Source organism: Mesorhizobium sp. M7A.F.Ca.US.008.03.1.1 (genome assembly GCF_003997495.1).
Lineage (GTDB): Bacteria > Pseudomonadota > Alphaproteobacteria > Rhizobiales > Rhizobiaceae > Mesorhizobium.
Genome location: NZ_RZRU01000002.1, coordinates 415,971 through 434,866 on the forward strand (window position 1 = coordinate 415,971; position 18,896 = coordinate 434,866).

Here is an 18,896-nt window from a genome sequence, read left to right on the forward strand (position 1 = left end):
CTTTCCGGCGATTCATCGGAAATCACGAGTGCTCGACAGGCCGCCGCATGCGGATGATTGTTTTCAAGCCGTCGCTGCGCCCCGCCAACAGCCGCTCATAGGCAGCCGGAATGTCATCCAGGCCGATCTCCTGGTCGATCAGCGCCAGCAGCGGCTCGCTCAATTCACCCAGCATCCGCACGGCCTCGGGCAGTTCCTCGGCAAAGGCGTGGCATCCCAGCAACCCGATCTCGCGTTCGACCAGACTATTGGGATCGATGTCGAGGCGGTCATGGAAGATTCCGACCATGGCGACGGTGCCGCCGGGATCGAGAACGCCGAGCAGCTGATTGAGGGCCGCGACGCTGCCGGTCGCCTCAATGGCCGCGAGCAGCGGGGCATTGGCGGTTGCGGCGGCAATGGCATCCCGGTTCAGATCGACAATCGTGGCACCCGTCACCCGCGCCACGCGGGCGCTGCGAGCCTGGTTGCGGTCGGCGACGAGCACGGGGCCGGCAAAGATCCGCGACAGCAGCAGAGCGGCGAGACCGCCGATAGGCCCGCAACCGACGACAAGCACGGCGCCTGCCGTTTTCGGCAGCCGCCGCACCGCGTGCAGCGCCACCGCCAGCGGCTCGGCCATCGCCGCTACCCGCTCGTCGAGCGCGGCATCGATGACATGCAAAAGCCGTGCGGGCAGCACCGCCTGTTCGGCAAAGCCGCCGTCGCAGATCTCTCCCACGAAGCCCAGTGACGCGCAGAGATGCCGCCTGCCGGCATGGCATTGCGCGCAGTCTCCGCACCAGAACCTGGAATCGGCAACCACCCTGTCGCCGATGGCAATGGTATCGACGCCCGCGCCGACGGCAGTCACCGTGCCGGTCAGCTCATGGCCGGCCGTCGAAGGCGACCGGCTTATCCATTGGCCGGTGCGGAAATTGTGCAGGTCCGAGCCGCAGATGCCGGCGGCGGCGACCCTGAGCTTCACCCAGCCCGCATCCGGCGCGCCCGGCGTGGCGATGTCCTCGACGCGCAGATCGCCGGGTCCATAAAGTCGAGCGGCCTTCATCGCGATCGTTTCCGCTCAGCCGGCGAGATAGCGGTCGCGGATTTCCGAGACCGCGTTCTCATGCGAGCTGAACCCTTCGTAGCGGGCGAGCCTGCGGGCGTGCAGAGCGAGTTCCGGATAGGCCGCCGAGGTGACATAGCCGACCGACGAACGCTTGACGAAATCCGTCACCGAAAGTGGCCCGTAGGTTCGCGCCCAGCGGCTGGTCGGCAGCACGGCATTGGGTCCAAGCACGAAGTTGGCCAGCGTCACCGGCGTGTGCGGACCCATCAGGATCTCGGCCGCCTCGGTGATGCGCCCAAGATGCGCGAACGGCTCCTTCGACAGGATTTCGAGATGTTCGGGCGCATAATCGTTGATGAAGCGGTAGCTGTCTTCCAGCGACGCCGTCAGCACGATGCCGCCGCGCTTCCCGGTCAGCACCGCGCGCGAGAACTCCACACGTTGCTCGGTCATCCGCGACCAGTGCTCCGGAAGCGCAGCCAAGGCGGCTTCGGCGACCTTGCGGCTGTGCGTCACCAGATAGGCCGAGGAATCCGGCCCGTGCTCTGCTTCAATGAGAAGATCAAGCGCGGCAAGGCCGCCGTCGACGCTGTCATCGGCAAAGATGATCGCTTCCGACGGGCCGGCCGGAAGGCCTGTGTTGATGACCGAGGACAGGACGCTCTTGGCCGCCACCACCCACGGGCTGCCGGGGCCGACGATCTTGAGCGCGGGCTTCACCGTCTCGGTGCCGTAGGCGACGGCGGCGACGGCTTGCGCGCCACCGCATTTGTAGACAGTCCCGACGCCGGCGAGGCGCGCGGCGACGAGCGTTGCCGCATCCACCGAACCATCCGATGTCGGCGGCGTCACGATGGCGATCTGCGGCACGCCGGCAATCACCGCCGGCACCGACGTCATCATCGTCACCGACGGAAAGGCGCCCTTGCCGCGCGGAACGTAGAGCGCGACGGACGCGATCGGCGTGTACCGGTCGCCGGCATAGGCGCCCGGCCGGACTTCCTTGAGCCACATCGTTTCCGGCTTCTGCTCTTCGTGGAAGTGCCGGATGTTGTCGATGCCGAACTGGATGCTCTCGACGACATCCTTTTCGACCTTGTCGAACGCCGCGTCGAACTCGGCTTCCGACACCTGCAGTTCGCCCTCGGCGACATCGGCCTTGTCGAGTTCCCTGGCGAAGCGGATCAAGGCGGCGTCGCCTTCGTCCTTGACGGCTTGGATGATCGGCCGGACCTTCTCGACGAAGACCGTCAGATCGGCCTCGGCGCGCTTCAGCAGACTGGCGCGCTGGTCGGCATCGACGGATGACAAATCGTGGAAACTGATGTCGGACATGGCTGCTCGTTCTCCTGGAACTCTTGGAACGCAAGGACGGTTGGCGCAGGTCGGCCATATCGGCCGACAGGCCGACCCGGACAAGGATCAAAGCCGTCGAGAGGCTTCACTGGGTTAAAAGTATATACATGTATGTATGATGGTCGCCAGCAATTTTTCCATCGTCCTTCCCGTCGAAACTGCGGAGACAAACCGCGTCATCAGATCGAGGCGAGAAAGCCGCCATCGACTGGAATGGACTGGCCGGTTATGTAGGTCGCCGCATCCGAAGCGAGGAACACCGCGATGCCGTGCAGATCGGAGAGATCGCCGAAACGGCGCTGCGGGATCTTGGCCAGCATCGACTGCTGCCATGCCTCGTTGCTGTAGAAAACGTCAGTCATCGCGGTCCTGAAATAGCCCGGCGCGATGGCGTTGACCCTTATGCCAAGCTCCGCCCACTCCGCCGCCAGCGCCCGCGTCATGCCGAGCAGGCCCGACTTCGACGAGCCATACGGCACCGCGGTGGGGATTCCGACTTCGGATGTCAGCGAGCACAGATTGATGATGGCACCAGGACGGCCGGCGTCCCGCATCTGCCGCGCGGCGGCCTGGGCACAGAAGAACGCTCCCTTCAGATTGGTGTCGACGATCCTGTCCCACAGCGCCTCGTCGACGTCGAGCGAGGCCCGGACTTCCTCCATCCCGGCATTGTTGACGAGAATGTCGAGGCCGCCAAGCAGGCCGGCCGCCTCGTCGGTGGCTGCGCGGCAGCGGCCGACATCGGTGACGTCGAGGGCAACGGCGTGCGCCACCCCGCCGGCGGCGCGGATGGCCGTCGTTGTGTCCTGCAATGAGGCCAGGCTGCGCGCCGTGACCGCGACGTCGGCGCCGGCAGCACTCAGCGCTTCGGCGATGCTGCGTCCGATGCCCCGGCTTGCGCCGGTGACAAGCGCCTTCCTGCCGGAGAGATCGAAGAGAGAAGCATTGCGCATGTGATCCTCCTTGCCGGTGTCGATTTCCGCTTCAACGTCGAGACTACCAGATCAGGTTACATATACAAGCATATACAAACTATCTCAGCTACGGTACGGATGACGGAATCCACCGCAGAGGAGCCCGCCCGTGTCGAAAGCCTCGGATATGGTCCGCACCGAAGTCAACCGCCTGTCGCCTTACAATTCGGGGCTGACCATTGACGAGGTGCAACAACGATACGCGCCGGCCAGGATCGCCAAACTGGGCTCGAACGAAAATCCGCTCGGACCCAGCCCGACCCTTGCCACGATGATGCATGCCGGCTCCGAAATGTTCCGCCTCTATCCGGACCCTGCCGGGCGCAAGCTGCGCCAGGCGATCGGCGACAAATATGCCGTCACCGAGGACCAGATTATCCTGGGCAACGGTTCCGAAGACCTTCTCTCCATCATCAGCCGTGCCGTGTTGCGGCCGGGCGACGCCGTCGTCACGCTCTATCCGTCGTTCCCGCTGCATGAGGACTACGCGACGCTGATGGGGGCGACCGTCAAGCGCGTTGTCGTCAACGACGATCTCACCATCAATGTCGATGCGCTGGTCGAGGCGGTGCGCGAACGGCCGCGCATGCTGCTGTTCTCGAACCCGATGAACCCGGTCGGCAGTTGGCTCTCCGGCGGCGATCTGTCGAGGGTTCTGGATGCGACGAGCGACGAGACGCTGATCGTCATCGATGAAGCCTATGCCGAATATGCCGTGGGCGACGACTATACGTCGTCCCCGCCTTACCTAAGCCGATGCGACCGGCCATGGATCGTGCTACGGACCTTTTCCAAGGCATTCGGCCTGGCCGGATTGCGGATCGGCTTCGGCATTGTCGGCGACCCGGAACTGCGCGCGCTGCTCGACCGTGTCCGCACACCTTTCAACGCCAACGCCATGGCCCAGGCCGCCGCACTGGCGGCATTGGCCGATGAGGATCATCTTGCCAGGGTCGTTGCGCTGGCCACGGCGGAGAGAGCACGTGTCGAGACTTTCCTCAGGAGCAAGGGCCTCGACGTCGCCGCCTCCAGGGGCAATTTCCTGTTCTTCAACTGCCGGCAAGATGCTTCCGTCATCGTCGAGAGCCTGCTGCGCCAAGGCGTCATCGTCAAACCGTGGAAGCAGCAAGGCTTCAACACCTATGTGCGCGTCAGCATCGGTTCGGCTTCGGAGAACGACCACTTCATGGCCGCTCTGTCGGAGCTGTTGTGAATACACGCTTTGGTCGGGATTCGGGACGGACTGACCAATGACCTGCCCCTTGCGGCTGCGCTGTACCAGTCCGGACACCCCAGTCACTCTGCGGCGTGGTTGGTCCAACGAAGGCAGTGGATTTTTTTGAGCTTCAAGCCGACCGCAGGCCTTAACTTTCGTAGCGTGGGTTTCTACATCTTTGGGGTCTGCAAACGATCGAAGCTTGAGGAGCCTCCCTTGCAGCAAACAGATGACATCGCCGCCCGCCGATTGGGCATTCTCATCGAGCAGTATGTGGAAGCGCGCAAAAAGCGCTACGACTATGTGTCGACCGAGCAGGCCTATCAGGCCATCCGGCACGTCCTCAAACCTGCCATTCCCGATCGCGAACTCGACAACATGGTCGCCTCGCTTGCCGTCAAGAACGGGCTGGCGGTCGTTTTCGATCGCCAAACCAAAGCGTCCGCCGATGATATTCCTCTGGGGCCAAAGCCCTAGATCGATGCACATCCGCCGGAGGCTTGGCCACATCAATACGGGGCCAAACGCATCGTTCGGCCCCGCATCGATGTGTATCGCCGGAGGAACCTGCGATACACCTGCGCCGTGGGCCTGTGTGCCGCAAGCCTACGGGCGTGGCGGATTTAGGCGGCGGTGCTGACCTGGCCCGGCTCGAGGATCGACTTGACCTTGCCGGCCACCGCGCGTCCCAGATCCGCGTTGTTTGCGGCGGTGAAATGAATTCCGTCGACACCGTCCGTGGTGAGGTAATCGCCGGCATTGAGGAAATCGATCTTCATAAAATCCGCCATCGCCTTGTACTGCCTGGCAAGATCCCTGGATTTTTCGTGCCCGCCGCCGAACATGCCCTCGAACCACGGATCGGGCATCGGGGTCAGCGGCGGCGGCGCAATGACCAACGCCTTGGGGGCCGGATAAGGGGTGCCGATGCCGCCGGCACTGGTCAAGATCTGCCCGACCAACTTCGCCATTCCATTGGCGATCTCATAAGGCGTCCGGCGGAAATAAGACTTGGTGTCGTTGGTGCCGAGCATGACGATGACCAGGTCCAGCGGCAGATGGCTGGCGATGGCCGACGGCAGGTAATTGGCGCCGTTCAGGCGCGGATCGTTGGGGTCGTCGAGACAGGTCGTGCGCGCGCTCAGGCCTTCCTCGATGATGTGGTACCCCTCCCCCAGCGCCGCCGCCATCACACCGGTCCAGCGCTGGTCATAGGGGTAGCGGTAGGTCGGCGACCCCTCCTTGACCGGAACCCAGCCCCAGGTCAGCGAGTCGCCGTAGCACATGATGTTTTTTGGCGGTGACATCCATGTTTCTCCATCTGTTTGCAATTGTCTGAACGCTGGCGCGCCTGCTTTCGCCGTCTCAAGTCAGGAGTTTCGCACGCGCACTCCGTAGAAGATCGCCGCGCCGAGAATGATGACGCCCTGCGCGATGAGCTTGCCGGGCTCGTCGATGCCGAGCACCGTCATCACCACGAACAGCAACGCAAAGCACAGCGCCCCGAAGAAAGGCCCCCAGACGCCGCCGTCGCCACGACCGAAGACGACGCCGCCGAGGATCGTTGCCGCGACCGCCAGGATCGGCAGGTCGAGACCGACACGAACGCTGCCGACGGCGATCGAACCGGTCTGCACCAGGGCCGCGATCGCCGCGATCAGGCCGGCCAGCGTATGCGCCAGGATGACCGTGCGCTGGACCGGAACGCCGGAAAAATGCGCGGCTTCGGCATTCTCCCCGACCGAGGCGACGTAGCGGCCAAAGACGGTCCGCGACAGAAGCAGCCACACCAAAGCGGTCAGCAGGACCCAGAACAGCACCGGCGTCGGAACCGACAGGAATTTCGTGTTGTAGAGGTCGTTGAACAGCTTCGGCACATCGCCGGGCGGATTGCCGCTGGACAGGAACTGCACCAGCCCGACCAGGATGATGCTGACCGCCAGCGTGACGATGACCGCCGACACGCGCCGGCTCCCTATCATGAAGCCGTTGAACAGGCCGATGACGAGGCCGGTGGCGAGCGCCAGCACGACGAAGAAAGGCATCGACGCGCCGGGGAAAGTGCCCGACGAGATGAAATAGTTGATGAGCAGGATGATGCCGCCGCCGGAGAGGTCGATCGACTTCACCCGCATGACGACAAGCTGCCCCAGCACCAGAATGCCGAGCGGGACGATCTGCCTGACGAAGATACCCATGATGTTGAGGTTGAGCATGTTCGGCCGCGCGATCCACAGCGTCGCCAGCAGCACGAGAAAGACGAAATAGGACGGCGGTATGCGCAGCAGGCGCCGGGCGATCGGATTTGCGAGAACGGCAGCCATCTTTCAGAGCCCCATCTTCTTGCGGGATTGCAGCCCGACCACCGCCAGCAGGATGCCGCCCTTGATCGCCGTCTGGACAAAGGGCGAGACGTTGGCGAGGTTCATGCCATTGGCCAGCAGCGCCATGACCAGCGCGCCGATCACCGTGCCGTGCAGGCTGCCTATGCCGCCGGAGAGCTGGGTGCCTCCAAGGGCGACGGCGGTGACGGTGTCGAGTTCGAAAAGCAGCCCGACATTCGGATCGCCCGACACGATGCGCCCGGCCAGGAAGACGCCGGCAACGGCCGCGAAACAGGAACAGACCACATAGGCGAGGATGATGTTGCGGCGGTCGGAGACGCCGAAGTTGCGGGCAGCACTCTCGGCGCCGGACGAGATGCCGCCGCCGATCGCAAACAGATGCAGCCCGTACCGGGATCCGTAGAGCAGTTTCCACGCTGCCAGGATCACGATGATGCCCCAGAAAACCGGATAGGGAATGCCGAGGAAACTGCCCGAGACGGCATCGATGACGATCTCCGGCACCGTGCCGCCGGAGACGGGCCGCAAGATGCGCGTGATGCCGAGCACGATGTACTGCGTCGACAGCGTCGCGATGATCGGATGGACGTTGAAGCGGGTGATCGCCAGGCCGTTGATCAGCCCGATGAGTGCCGCTAGCACGAAGACCGCCGGGATCAACACGATCGCCGGCTGGTCGAGCGCCAGCACCGCGGTGGTGAAGCTGATGACCGAGCCGACCGATAGATCGAGCCCGCCGATGAGCACGACGACGAGCTGTCCGATGGCCGCGATGATCAGCGGCATCGCCTGGGCAACCAGGTTGAAGAGGTTTTCAGCCGTGGCGAACTGTGTCGTCTCGACGGTCAGCCACAGCGAAATGAGCAAGGCGACCAGCAGCGGCAGGCCCCACAGGCCCTGCCGCGTATTCCGGCCACTCAGGATGTTGAAAAGCGAACGATGCATGGAGGCCCCTAATGCTGGCGCGCGGAGCCGCCCGTCAGGGCCGCGTCGAGGATTTTGTGCTCGGTCGCCTGCACTGCCGGCATTTCGGCAACGATAGTGTCCTGGTGGACGACGTAGATGCGGTCGCATAGGCCGATCAATTCAATCGTCTCGCGCGACAGCACCAGCGCGGCGCCACCCTTGCGGGTGAAGTCGCGCAGCAGATGATAGATCTCGGACTTGGCGCCGATGTCGACGCCGCGGGTCGGCTCCTCCACCAGCAGAAGGTCGAGATCTGCGGCGAGATAGCGGCCGAGCAGGACCTTTTGCTGGTTGCCGCCCGACAGCGAGCCGACCGCAGCCGATGGCCCTGCCGCCTTTATGTTCATGACCTCCATCATGCGGGCGATGACGTTTCGATACGGCCGCGCCGGCGCAAGTTCGGGTCGCCTCGAATGCAATCCGATGGCGATGTTGTGGGCGATCGGCAAAGCGAGAAAGAGCCCCTCTTCCTTGCGGTCCTCGGGAACGAAGCCGACCTTCAGCCGCTGCAAATGGCGAACGCCTGATGATGCCGGGAGCGGCATCTTCAGCGCCTTGCCGTTGATGGAAATCGTCCCGGCAAAAGGATGGTAGCGGCCGATCAGCGATCTCAGGAAGCGCTGCTGGCCCTGCCCTTCCAGCCCGGCCAGGGCGACGATCTCGCCCTTGTGCAATGTCAGCGCCAGCGGCCGCGAAGTCTCGGTGATCCTGAGGTTCTCGACGCGCAGGATCTCGTCGCCCTTGTCGCCCGTACGATCGGGAAAAAGGTCCTGGAGTTCGCGTCCGACCATCATGGCGATGAGTTCGTCGGTGGTGATTTCGGACACCATCCTGGTACCGACCAATGCGCCGTCCTTCAGCACCGTCACCGTGTCGCACAGCTCGAAGATCTCCTCCATGCGATGCGAGATGTAGACGATGGCCTTTCCCTTATCGCGCAGGCGGCGGATGTTGCGGTTGAGCACATCGACATCGGCCGCGTTGAGCGCCGCCGTCGGCTCGTCGAGGATGAGCACGCCGGCGTCGGCCTGGATGCAGTGCGCGATCTCGACGAATTGCCGCTCGGCTATGGTCAGGTTGGAAACGAGCTGCGACGGGTCGAGCGCGAGTCCGAGTTCGCCAAGCGCCCTGGCGGTCTGGCTGTACATCGCGGGATAGTCGATCGAGCCGAACCGGGTCGTCGGCTCCCGGCCGAGAAACATGTTCTCGGCGATCGACAGATTGGGCAGCAGCGAATGCTCCTGGAAAACGGTCGAAATGCCGGCATCGAGCGCGGCGCGCGGCGATTTCAGATCGAGCTTCTCCCCGTTCATGAAGATCTCGCCGGAATCGGGCTGATGCACGCCCGCCAGGATCTTCATCAACGTCGATTTGCCGGCGCCGTTCTCCCCCATCAGGGCGTGAACACTGCCCGCCTTGAGATCGAGGGAAACGGAATGGAGCGCCTTGCTCCCTCCGAACGCCTTCGAAATGTGGGACATCTCGATAAGATTGGTCACGAAGCCCTCGAACGAACCGGATTCAACAGATGGAACGGCCTGCGGGGAATGCTTGTCCACTCCCCGCCAGCCACGGCGCCGTCACTTCTTGCCGTAATATTCCTTGAGCTTGTCCTCGGGCAGTTCGCTCGGCCACCAGACGTTGGCGGTCAGGTCGTCGCGATAGTATTTTTTGGCCTTGTCCTGGTCCCATCCGTCGGGATTGTAGACATAGCGCTTGTAGAGCTGCTGACCCTGGAGCAAAGCGACAGCGGCGCGCACGCCGGCAGCGCCCTGGGCGGGGCTGTATTCCGGCGAGATCGACTTGAAGCCGTCCGTGATCCACTGGCCGAAATAGCCATTGTTGCCCTCGCCCGAAATCGGCGGAATGGGCGTACCGAACTGCTTGAAGACATCGACGCAGGCGCGCGTCATGTCAGCGCCGGACGACCAGATGCCGTCGACCTGCGGATTGTTCAGGTAGAGCGTCTCGCACAGCTTCTTGGCCTTGTCGTACTGCCAGTCGCCATGCTCCTCGGCGATGATCTGCACATGCGTGCCCTTGAGCGATTCCAGCAGGCCGTTGTAGCGGTTGGTGTCTTCCGGATGGCCGGCAAGGCCACGCAGGACCCAGATCTTGCCGTTGTCGCCGACGGTCTTCACCAGCCAGTCGCCCATCACCTTGCCGAAATGCTCGGCGCCGCCCTGGATTTCTGTGGTGTAGGCGTCGGAATCGATGCGGCCGGTGTGAAGGATGACCGGGATGCCGGCGGCGACCGCCTTGGCAATGCTGGCATTCGCCGACGTGCTGGTCACCGGCTGAACGATGATCGCGTCGACATGCTGTGCGATCAGGTCCTCGATGTCGGCCACCTGTTTCTTCTGGTCGAAGCCGGCATCGAGCAGGATGAATTTCGAGATGCGCTTGTCCTTGGCCGCGGCGTTCTCCGCCTCATGCGCCACCTGCACCGTCCAGGTGTTTGCGTTGACGCCGAAGTCGCTCATGCCGATGATCCAGGGCGGATCCTTCTTGAACGCGCCGGCCGCGGTCATGCGCGTGTCGTCGGGGCGCGGCGCGACGCCGTCCATCAGCTTGACGTCTTCCGCATGCGCCAGGGACGTAACGGCGAGCGCTGATGCGACGAGCACTCCCAGACCGACGGTTTTCAGCAATCCTAACATTGAACTCTCCTCCTTGTGGTTGCCCCGGCCTACGAATTCGTATGGCCGGAGGTACGAATGCGTACGGGCCGCGAGACGCTCTCCCAATGCATGCTCGTCGTCGCAAACCGACCGATGCACGCAATTCTCCCGCCCCCGACCACATGCGTGGCGAGGCCCCAACACAGGCTGGACGACGATGACGGTTGAGAACTCCTCCGGCCACTTTAGAAGCACAGCGGATTCGCCCTGTCAATAGTTAGTCATGTTGAATGACTATTCCCTTGCTTGCCTTTCACCGCTCCGCTATCCATCATGAATGGCGCTCGCCGGCATCGGCGCGCTGTCAGTCCCGGCGGGAAAAACATGCGATCAGTCTTGTGCTACGGCGACTCCAACACGCACGGCCAGATCCCCGGCAGGGGGCCGCTCGAGCGCTATGGTCCAGATGAGCGCTGGCCGGGCATATTGCGTTCTCAGCTAGGTCCCGACTGGTATGTCATCGAGGAGGGATTGAGCGGCCGGACCACCGTCCACGACGACCCGATCGAGGGCGCACACAAGAACGGCCGAACCTATCTTCGCCCATGCCTGCAGAGCCATGCGACGCTCGACCTCGTCATCATCATGCTCGGCACCAACGACCTGAAGATCCGCTTCAACAAACCGCCGTCGGAAGTGGCCATGGGCATAGGCTGCCTCGTCTACGACATCAAGGAGCTGGCGCCCGGGCCGGGCGGCTCGACGCCCGAGATCATGATCGTGGCGCCGCCGCCGATGCAGGACGACGTCAAGGAATGGAAGTCGATCTTTGCCGGCGCGCCGGAGAAATCGCGCCTGCTGGCGCTCGAGTTCGAGGTCCTGGCGGACTCGCTCGAACTGCATTTTTTCGATGCCGGCTCGGTGGTGTCCTGCAGCGAAGCGGACGGCTTTCACATCGATGCCGAGGCGCACAGATTGCTGGGCACCGCACTTGCCCGCGCGGTCGACGCCATCGGCTGGAGCCGCTCGACATGAGCGACCATAGCGCCGCCAGGCAACGCGCTCTTACCGACGGGGCGACCCTTGCCTGACATGAGATTCGCGCCACCCAACCCCTTGCGCATCGCCGATCGTGCGAGCGGGCTGAATGCATTGAGCGTGCGCAGCTACAATGAGCGGCTGGTGCTCTCGCTGCTGCTTCAGAACGAAGGCATTTCGCGGATGGAAATCGGCGAGAAGACCGGCCTGTCGGCGCAGACGGCCTCGGTCATCGTCCGCTCGCTGGAACAGGAAGGCCTGGTCTCGCAGGGCGAGGCGCAGCGCGGCCGCGTCGGGCCGCCCACCATCCCGCTTTCACTCAACCCGGAGGGCGCCTATGCGGTTGGCGTCGGCTTCAGCCGGCGCAGGATCGACATCGCGCTCATCGATTTCATCGGCACCGTGCGCTTCCACATGCAGTTGCCGGCGGATGAAGCCAATCCCTTTCCGCAAAGCGGCGATCTGCTGGGTGCGATCAGGCAAGCCATGACCAGCCTGCCGGTCGAGGCGCGCAGCCGGGTCGCCGGCATCGGGCTGGCCGTCCCCGACGATGTCGACACGATGGCTGCAACCCGCAACGGATCGAGCACCTCGCTGAAGGCCTTGCAGGCTGAGATCGAGGAACAGATCAAGCTGCCGGTTTTCGTGCAGAACGACATCACCGCGGCAGCCGGCGGCGAGAGCATGTTCGGCGTCGCAAAGCCGCTCAACGACTATCTGTTCTTCTATCTCGGTGCACGGCTGCAGAGCAGGCTCATCCTCAACCACCAAATCTACAAGGGAAACTCCAGCGCCAGCTTCGATCACGGCCTGATGCGCCTGGAGAGCGAACTGGCCATGCGCGGGCGACCGTCCGAAATCATCTGGAGCAGCAGCCCTGAGTGGCCTGGTCTGGGCGAGGCCTACAGCACATGGCTGGGGGAATGCTCAAACCGCTTGAAAACGTCGATCTCAGCGCTGACCCAGTTTGTCGAATTCAGGACGGTCGTCCTGTCCAGCTATGCCCCGCAAAAGATCGCCGAGGCCCTGTGCGACGACATCGGCCGGGAATTCCCCGCCATCGAAGCGCTGCCGGCGCGCGTCACCATCAGCCCGAAGGCCGTCGGCGCGGCAAGCCTGCCATTCAGTTCGCGCTTCATGATCCAGTGATCGAGCCGAACCGGGGCTGCCGGTCGGCCGATCATGCCCCGCTGCAGGTCCATCGATGATTTTCAGGTGACCCGAGCGAATCCGCTTGCCAGGAGGCGTCACTTAATAGCATGTTAAGTGAACCCTGAGATCGCCATGAAAATCGCTGCGGATCACGCACTCAACGACAATGCCGCGACCAGCGCCGAAGCGCGTCGCTCGACGGTGTTGGGCAATCGCATCAAGGCCTATCGCACCACGCGGCGCCTGACGCTGCGCCAACTGGGCGACATGATCGGCACCACCGCCAGCTTCCTGAGCCAGCTCGAGCGCGGCCTTTCGGGAGCCAACACCAGCACGCTGATGCTGATTGCCAATGCGCTCGGCATCAGCCTCGCCGATCTTTTCGACGAATGCGAAGTGTCGCCGCACGCGGTGCTGGCACGCGCCGAGCGGCCGGCGCTGCCGACCAGCGAGGGCTACCGCAAGACGCTGCTGTCGCGCCGGCCGATCCGCGAGATGGAAGTCTATTGCGGCGAGTTCGCCGTCGGCGGCTCGACCGGCGACGTGCCCTACACGCACGGCAACGCAAACGAGATGTTCCTCGTGCTGCGCGGACGCGTGCAACTGACGCTCGGCGACGAGAGCTTCACCCTCGAAGAGGGCGACAGCATCGAATATTCGACCTCGACGCCCCACCGGACGATCAATGTCGGCGATACGGTGGCCGAAGTGCTGTGGATCATTGCGCCGCCGACAAGCGGCGCCATCGACCTCGACCAATATGTAGCCCGGAAAACGCTCGCGCCCGGTCTGCCAAAATCAAACAGCGAGCCATCGGAGGGTTAGAAAATGGGAAGCAGATCAAGATTGGCCGGGTTCGTCGGCGCCGCCGCACTGGCCTTGCTTGCGGCCGCCGCTCACGCGCAGAACGCACCGCCGGCCGGGACCGTGGTGGACGGGTCGCTGAAGGGCAAGACGCTGACCTTCGTCTCCTATGGTGGCATCTACCAGGACGGCCAGGTCGCCGCCCTCAAGGAATTCGTCGACAAGAGCGGCGTCAAGCTGCTGAACGACGGGCCGACCGAAATCGCCAAGCTCCAGGCGCAGGTGGAATCAGGCAATGTGACCTGGGATGTCGTCGATACGGACGATTTTCCGCCCTTCGTGCATTGCGGAAAACTGTTCCAGAAACTCGACCTGACCAAACTCGACATCTCGCACATCCCGGCGGGCCAGGTCGGTGAGTGCAGCGTGCCGGCGATGAACTACGGCATGGTCCTGATGTACAAGAACGACAAGTACAAGGACAATCCGCCGAAGGACTGGAAGGATTTCTTCGACACCGCGAAATTCCCCGGCACGCGCGCCATCGACGGCAGCGGCAGCCCGCTCGGAGGCCTGATCGAACAGGCCATCCTGGCCGATGGCGGCAAAGTCGACGCCATGACGCCGGCCGACATCGACAAGGGCATCGCCAAGATCAAGGCGATCGGTCCCGACACCATCTTTTGGAAGACCGGCGCAGAATCCCAGCAGCTCGCCGAATCCGGCGAGGCCGACATGATCATCATGTGGACCGGCCGCGCCATGACGGCGGTCAAGAATGGCGCTGCCTACACGCCGGTGTGGAAGGACTGGCTGGTCGTCATGGACCAGTTGACCATCCCGGTCGGCGCCAAGGACACCGACGCCTCCTACGCGCTCATCAACGCCTATCTCGGCAAGAAATCACAAGAAATCCTGACCGAGCAGACCTCCTACTCGCCAATCAACAACGAGGCACAGCCGAAGGTCGACGCATCCGTCGCAGCCTTCCTGACCAACACGCCGGACCACGCCAAGCTCGGCTACCAGCAGAACATCAAGTTCTGGGTCGCCAACTTCGCCGCCGCGTCCGACAAGTGGACGGCGCTGATGGCCGGCAACTGAGCCGGCTACCACTGAGGTGACGGCGTGAGCCAGACATCGCATACGCCGACGGCCGGGGGTGATCATCCCCGGCCGTCAGGTGCCGTGCAGGGGCCGCAGCCGCGCCTGCGCCTTGCCACCTATCCATCGCTGCTGGCGATGCCGGCCCTGCTCCTGCTTATCGCGGCTATGGGCTATCCCTTGCTGACCGTCACGCTGCGCAGTTTTTCGGACCCGGCCTGGGGCCTGCAGAACTATGTCTGGTTCTTCTCCACGCCGGTGAACGTCACCGTCCTGTTGCGCACCTTTTCCATCGCCGCCTGGGTCACCATCGTCTGCGTGATCGCAGCCTATCCCTATGCCTATCTCATGACGGCCGTCGGGCCGCGCCTGCGGCTGGTCCTCATCCTGTGCGTTTTGGTGCCATTCTGGGTCAGCGGCGTGGTGCGCACCCTGGCCTGGGTCATCCTGCTGCAGGATTCCGGCATCATCAATTCGGTCATCAGGCTGTTCGGCTTTGACGGCGTGAAGCTGATCCGCACGCAGACCGGCGTGGTCATCGGCATGGCGCAGGTGCTGCTGCCGTTCATGATCCTGCCGCTCTATTCGGTCATGCGCGGCATCGATTTGCGCCTCGTGCAGGCGGCGCGCAGCCTCGGCGCGCGCCCGGCACGCGCCTTCCTGCAGATCTACCTGCCGCTATCGCTGCCCGGCGTCTTCGCCGGCGCCATCATCGTCTTCATCCTGTCGCTCGGCTTCTACATCACCCCAGCCCTGCTCGGCGGCCCGCGCAGTACCATGCTGTCGACGCTGGTGCAGAGCCAGGTGCTCAGCCTGCTCAACTGGGGCCGCGGCGGCGCCATGGGCGTCGTGCTGCTGGTCGCGACCTTCGTGCTTCTGGCGCTCGCCGCCCCGCTGATGCGCCAGCGCCACAAGCAGGCGTCCAGATCATGAGACTAGCTCCGTTCCGCATTCTGCTCGGCCTGTTCTGCCTGCTGGTCGCCGTGTGGCTGGTGATGCCGACGCTGGTCATCATCCCGATGTCGTTCAACGAGAAGAAGTCGCTTGCCTTCCCGCCCTCCGGCTTCTCCTGGCAATGGTACGAGAATTTCTTCACCAACCCAGATTGGCTGTCGAGCTTCTTCAATTCGCTCAGGGTCGCGGGCCTCGTCGCCGTCGCCGCCACGCTGATCGGCACGCTGGCCGCACTCGGCCTGAGCCGCATGAAACATTCCGGCGCCGGCTTGTTGCGCGCCATCCTGATCACGCCGATGATCGTGCCCGGCGTGGTGCTGGCGATCGGCATCTATGCCGTCTACCTCGACTACCAGCTCGTCGGCACCACCACCGGCTTCGTCATCGCGCACACGATGCTGGCGATCCCTTTCGTCATCATCGCCGTATCGGCAAGCCTCGAAGTCTTCGACGTGCGGCTGGAGACGGCGGCGGCCAGCCTCGGCGCCGACCGCTTCACCGCCTTCCGCACCGTGACCTTGCCGCTGATCGCGCCCGGCATCCTGTCCGGGCTTTTGTTTGCCTTCGTCACCTCCTTCGATGAAATCATCGTCGCGCTGTTCATCACCAGCCCGTATTTGAAGACCTTGCCCGTGCAGATCTTCACCAGCATCACCCGAGACGCCGACCCGACGGTGACGGCCGTCGGAACCATCATCTTCATTGCCACGACGCTGATCATCAGCGCGGGGCTGATCATCAGCTCGAAATCGACGAGGAGTTGAGATGACTGCGAGGGAACGTGGCGCGGCCATCGACATCAAGGCCGCAACAAAGCGTTACGGCAATTTCACCGCGCTCGACGATGTCACCCTGCATATCGAGCCGGGCGAGTTCATGACGCTGCTGGGGCCTAGCGGCTCCGGCAAGACCACCACGCTCAACGTCGTTGCGGGCTTCACCGACCTCACATCAGGCGATCTTGCCGTCGGCGGCAAAAGCATCGTCGCCCTGCCGGCGCACAAGCGCAACATCGGCGTCGTCTTCCAGCACTACGCGCTGTTTCCGCACATGACGGTCGGCAAGAACGTCGCCTATCCCCTCACCTTGCGCGGCATGGACAAGCAGGCGCGCGACCGTCTCGTCGTACGCGCGCTGGACATGGTCAAGATGGCCGACTTCGCGCATCGCTATCCCTCGGAGCTCTCAGGCGGCCAGCAACAGCGCGTGGCGCTGGCGCGCGCCATCGTCTTCGATCCGCCGCTGCTGTTGATGGACGAGCCGCTCGGCGCGCTCGACAAGAAACTGCGCGAATGGCTGCAGCTGGAAATCAAGCGCATCCACCGCGAACTCGGCACCACTTTTGTCTATGTCACGCATGACCAGGAAGAGGCCCTGGTTCTGTCCGACCGCATCGCCGTGTTCAACCAGGGACGCATCGAACAGGTCGGAACCGGCCGCCAGCTCTACGACGAGCCGACGACCTTGTTCGTAGCCAAGTTCATCGGCGAATCGACCAGCCTGCGCGGCGAGGCCCAGACGTCCGGAAACGAGACCAGCCTGACGATCGCCGGCCAGAAGATCGTGGCCAACGGCAAGCTTGCCGGCGGCCGCAAACCGGTGGTCCTGCTGCGCCCGGAAAAGCTTTCGCTTGCCGGCACCAACACGCCGCCCGCTGCCGGGCAGAACAGCCTCACCGGTGAGGTCAGCGAAGCGATCTATCTGGGGTCGGGTTCGAAATACCAGGTGACGCTTCGCGACGGCTCGGTCGCCATCGTGCGCTCGTCGCTGGAAGCCACACCGTTCTCGATTGGTGACACGGTCGATCTGCGCTGGTCGGTCGTCGATGCAAAACTTCTTGCCGACGACGACCGCGCCGACATGACGATGACCTGATCGCTCTTTTCCCCGCAGGAATTTTAGACATGGACGCCAAAGTCAACGGCAACGTCTCGTTCTGGTATGCAGACATCGGTCTGCCGGCCTATCGCGCGCCGCTCCCGGGCGACCTCGAAGCCGATGTCTGCATCGTGGGCGCCGGCTATACCGGCCTATGGACAGCCTACTATCTCAAGCAGGCCGATCCATCGATCCGCATCGCCATCGTCGAGCGGGAGTTCGCCGGCTTCGGCGCGTCGGGCCGCAATGGCGGCTGGCTGTCCGGCGGCTTCAGCTGGTCGCGCGAGAAATATCTGCAGACGTCGACGCGCGGCGCCGTCATCGACATGGAAACCGCCATGCATGGCACGGTCGACGAAGTGATCAAGGTGACCGAGGCCGAAGGCATCGATGCCGATATCCGCCGCGTCGACAATCTGACAGTCGCCACCAACCCGCCGCAGCTCGAACGGATCAAGGCCGCCTATGCCGATGCGATCGGTTGGAGCGTGCCGCAGGACCGCGTCAGCCTGATCGGCCAAGAAGACGCCAAGGCCCGCATCAACATCAAAAATGTGCTTGGCGGCTATATCCACCACGGCACCGCGCGCGTGCAGCCGGCCAAGCTGGTGCGCGGCTTGTCCGAAGCCGTCGAACGGCTTGGCGTGCCGATCTACGAACAGACCACCGTGACCGGCATCGAGAAGGGCAAGGTCATGACGAACCGCGGCACGGTGCGCGCGCCGATCATCATCCGCGCCACGGAAGGCTTCACGGCCGGCATACCAGGCAACGAACGGCTCTGGCTGCCGCTCAACAGCGCGCAGATCATCACCGAGCCGCTGCCGCAGTCGCTATGGGACGAGATCGGCTGGCAAGGCCATGAACTCCTGGGCGACGCCGCGCACGCCTATTGCTATGCCCAGCGCACGAGGGAAGGCCGCATCACCATGGGCGGACGCGGCGTACCCTATCGCTACGGATCGCAAACGGATGTGCGCGGCCAGACGCAGCAGGCGACCATCGAGAGCCTGCATGCCATCCTCACCCGGCTGCTGCCGCAGACAGCCAGGCTTCGCATCGACCACGCCTGGTGCGGCGTCCTGGGCGTGCCGCGCGACTGGTGCACGACATCAGGCCTCGACCTTGAAACCGGCATCGGCTGGGCTGGCGGCTATGTCGGGCTCGGCGTCTCGAGCTCCAACCTTTCAGGCCGCACGCTGCGCGACCTCATCCTGCGCCGCGACACCGAACTGCCCCGCCTGCCCTGGGTCAACCGAAAGGTCAGCAAATGGGAGCCCGAGCCGATGCGCTGGCTCGGTGTCCACTCGATGTATCAGCTCTACCGCGTCGCCGACGAGCGCGAGGAAGCCGGCCTCCAGCACACGTCGAAACTGGCCGCGATCGCCGACCGCATCACCGGGCATTGAGCCTTCGGCAAAAGTCCAAAAACCTTCT

18 protein-coding genes are annotated in these 18,896 nt (G+C 63.7%); 10 read left to right on the forward strand and 8 right to left on the reverse strand.

Annotated elements, in window-relative coordinates; translation table 11 throughout:
* Positions 1 to 22 precede the first annotated feature (22 nt).
* From EOA16_RS05000 to EOA16_RS05015, 3 genes are all read right to left on the reverse strand, one after another.
* Entirely contained in the window at positions 23 to 1,048 is a 1,026-nt protein-coding gene (locus EOA16_RS05000) for a zinc-binding dehydrogenase (protein WP_127256014.1), read from the reverse strand.
* Positions 1,049 to 1,063: 15 nt separating this feature from the next.
* Complete coding sequence (hisD, locus tag EOA16_RS05005; protein ID WP_127256016.1) at positions 1,064 to 2,386, reverse strand: histidinol dehydrogenase; 1,323 nt, start codon at positions 2,384 to 2,386, stop codon at positions 1,064 to 1,066.
* A 200-nt stretch (positions 2,387 to 2,586) separates the two neighbouring features.
* A complete protein-coding gene (locus EOA16_RS05015; protein ID WP_127256018.1) occupies positions 2,587 to 3,360 on the reverse strand; it encodes a glucose 1-dehydrogenase in 774 nt (257 codons plus the stop codon).
* Between the two features lie 130 nt (positions 3,361 to 3,490).
* Here EOA16_RS05015 and EOA16_RS05020 point away from each other — a divergent pair, with 130 nt between their 5' ends.
* Together EOA16_RS05020 and EOA16_RS05025 are read left to right on the forward strand one after the other, a co-directional pair.
* Positions 3,491 to 4,594: a histidinol-phosphate transaminase gene (locus tag EOA16_RS05020; RefSeq protein WP_127256020.1), complete on the forward strand. Its 1,104-nt coding sequence runs from the start codon at positions 3,491 to 3,493 to the stop codon at positions 4,592 to 4,594.
* A gap of 126 nt (positions 4,595 to 4,720) precedes the next feature.
* Complete coding sequence (locus tag EOA16_RS05025; RefSeq protein WP_245455855.1) at positions 4,721 to 5,074, forward strand: hypothetical protein; 354 nt, start codon at positions 4,721 to 4,723, stop codon at positions 5,072 to 5,074.
* A gap of 146 nt (positions 5,075 to 5,220) precedes the next feature.
* Here the strand turns inward: EOA16_RS05025 and EOA16_RS05030 are convergent, their stop codons facing one another.
* From EOA16_RS05030 to EOA16_RS05050, 5 genes are all read right to left on the reverse strand, one after another.
* Positions 5,221 to 5,904 carry an SGNH/GDSL hydrolase family protein gene (locus EOA16_RS05030; protein ID WP_127256022.1) on the reverse strand — a complete coding sequence of 228 codons (684 nt, stop codon included), beginning with the start codon at positions 5,902 to 5,904 and terminating at the stop codon, positions 5,221 to 5,223.
* A gap of 63 nt (positions 5,905 to 5,967) precedes the next feature.
* Complete coding sequence (locus EOA16_RS05035; RefSeq protein ID WP_127256024.1) at positions 5,968 to 6,921, reverse strand: ABC transporter permease; 954 nt, start codon at positions 6,919 to 6,921, stop codon at positions 5,968 to 5,970.
* 3 nt (positions 6,922 to 6,924) lie between these two features.
* On the reverse strand, positions 6,925 to 7,887 hold the full coding sequence (locus tag EOA16_RS05040) for an ABC transporter permease (RefSeq protein ID WP_127256026.1): 963 nt from the start codon (positions 7,885 to 7,887) through the stop codon (positions 6,925 to 6,927).
* Positions 7,888 to 7,895: 8 nt separating this feature from the next.
* Positions 7,896 to 9,407: a sugar ABC transporter ATP-binding protein gene (locus tag EOA16_RS05045; protein ID WP_127256028.1), complete on the reverse strand. Its 1,512-nt coding sequence runs from the start codon at positions 9,405 to 9,407 to the stop codon at positions 7,896 to 7,898.
* A gap of 81 nt (positions 9,408 to 9,488) precedes the next feature.
* The gene (locus tag EOA16_RS05050) at positions 9,489 to 10,568 is read right to left on the reverse strand and encodes a substrate-binding domain-containing protein (protein WP_127256030.1); all 1,080 of its coding nucleotides are present in this window, start codon (positions 10,566 to 10,568) and stop codon (positions 9,489 to 9,491) included.
* 345 nt (positions 10,569 to 10,913) lie between these two features.
* Here EOA16_RS05050 and EOA16_RS05055 point away from each other — a divergent pair, with 345 nt between their 5' ends.
* From EOA16_RS05055 to EOA16_RS05090, 8 genes are all read left to right on the forward strand, one after another.
* Positions 10,914 to 11,564, forward strand: coding sequence for an SGNH/GDSL hydrolase family protein (locus tag EOA16_RS05055; RefSeq protein ID WP_127256032.1), 651 nt, complete (start codon positions 10,914 to 10,916; stop codon positions 11,562 to 11,564).
* A 57-nt stretch (positions 11,565 to 11,621) separates the two neighbouring features.
* Complete coding sequence (locus tag EOA16_RS05060; protein WP_127256228.1) at positions 11,622 to 12,716, forward strand: ROK family transcriptional regulator; 1,095 nt, start codon at positions 11,622 to 11,624, stop codon at positions 12,714 to 12,716.
* Positions 12,717 to 12,851: 135 nt separating this feature from the next.
* A complete protein-coding gene (locus EOA16_RS05065) occupies positions 12,852 to 13,544 on the forward strand; it encodes an XRE family transcriptional regulator (protein WP_127256034.1) in 693 nt (230 codons plus the stop codon).
* A gap of 3 nt (positions 13,545 to 13,547) precedes the next feature.
* The gene (locus tag EOA16_RS05070; protein WP_127256036.1) at positions 13,548 to 14,627 is read left to right on the forward strand and encodes an extracellular solute-binding protein; all 1,080 of its coding nucleotides are present in this window, start codon (positions 13,548 to 13,550) and stop codon (positions 14,625 to 14,627) included.
* Between the two features lie 24 nt (positions 14,628 to 14,651).
* On the forward strand, positions 14,652 to 15,560 hold the full coding sequence (locus EOA16_RS05075; protein WP_127256038.1) for an ABC transporter permease: 909 nt from the start codon (positions 14,652 to 14,654) through the stop codon (positions 15,558 to 15,560).
* The gene (locus EOA16_RS05080; protein WP_127256040.1) at positions 15,557 to 16,345 is read left to right on the forward strand and encodes an ABC transporter permease; all 789 of its coding nucleotides are present in this window, start codon (positions 15,557 to 15,559) and stop codon (positions 16,343 to 16,345) included. Before EOA16_RS05075 ends, EOA16_RS05080 begins: the two co-directional genes overlap by 4 nt.
* A 1-nt stretch (position 16,346) precedes the next feature.
* Complete coding sequence (locus EOA16_RS05085; RefSeq protein ID WP_127256042.1) at positions 16,347 to 17,456, forward strand: ABC transporter ATP-binding protein; 1,110 nt, start codon at positions 16,347 to 16,349, stop codon at positions 17,454 to 17,456.
* Between the two features lie 29 nt (positions 17,457 to 17,485).
* A complete protein-coding gene (locus tag EOA16_RS05090) occupies positions 17,486 to 18,868 on the forward strand; it encodes an FAD-binding oxidoreductase (protein WP_127256044.1) in 1,383 nt (460 codons plus the stop codon).
* The last annotated feature ends 28 nt before the right edge of the window (positions 18,869 to 18,896 follow it).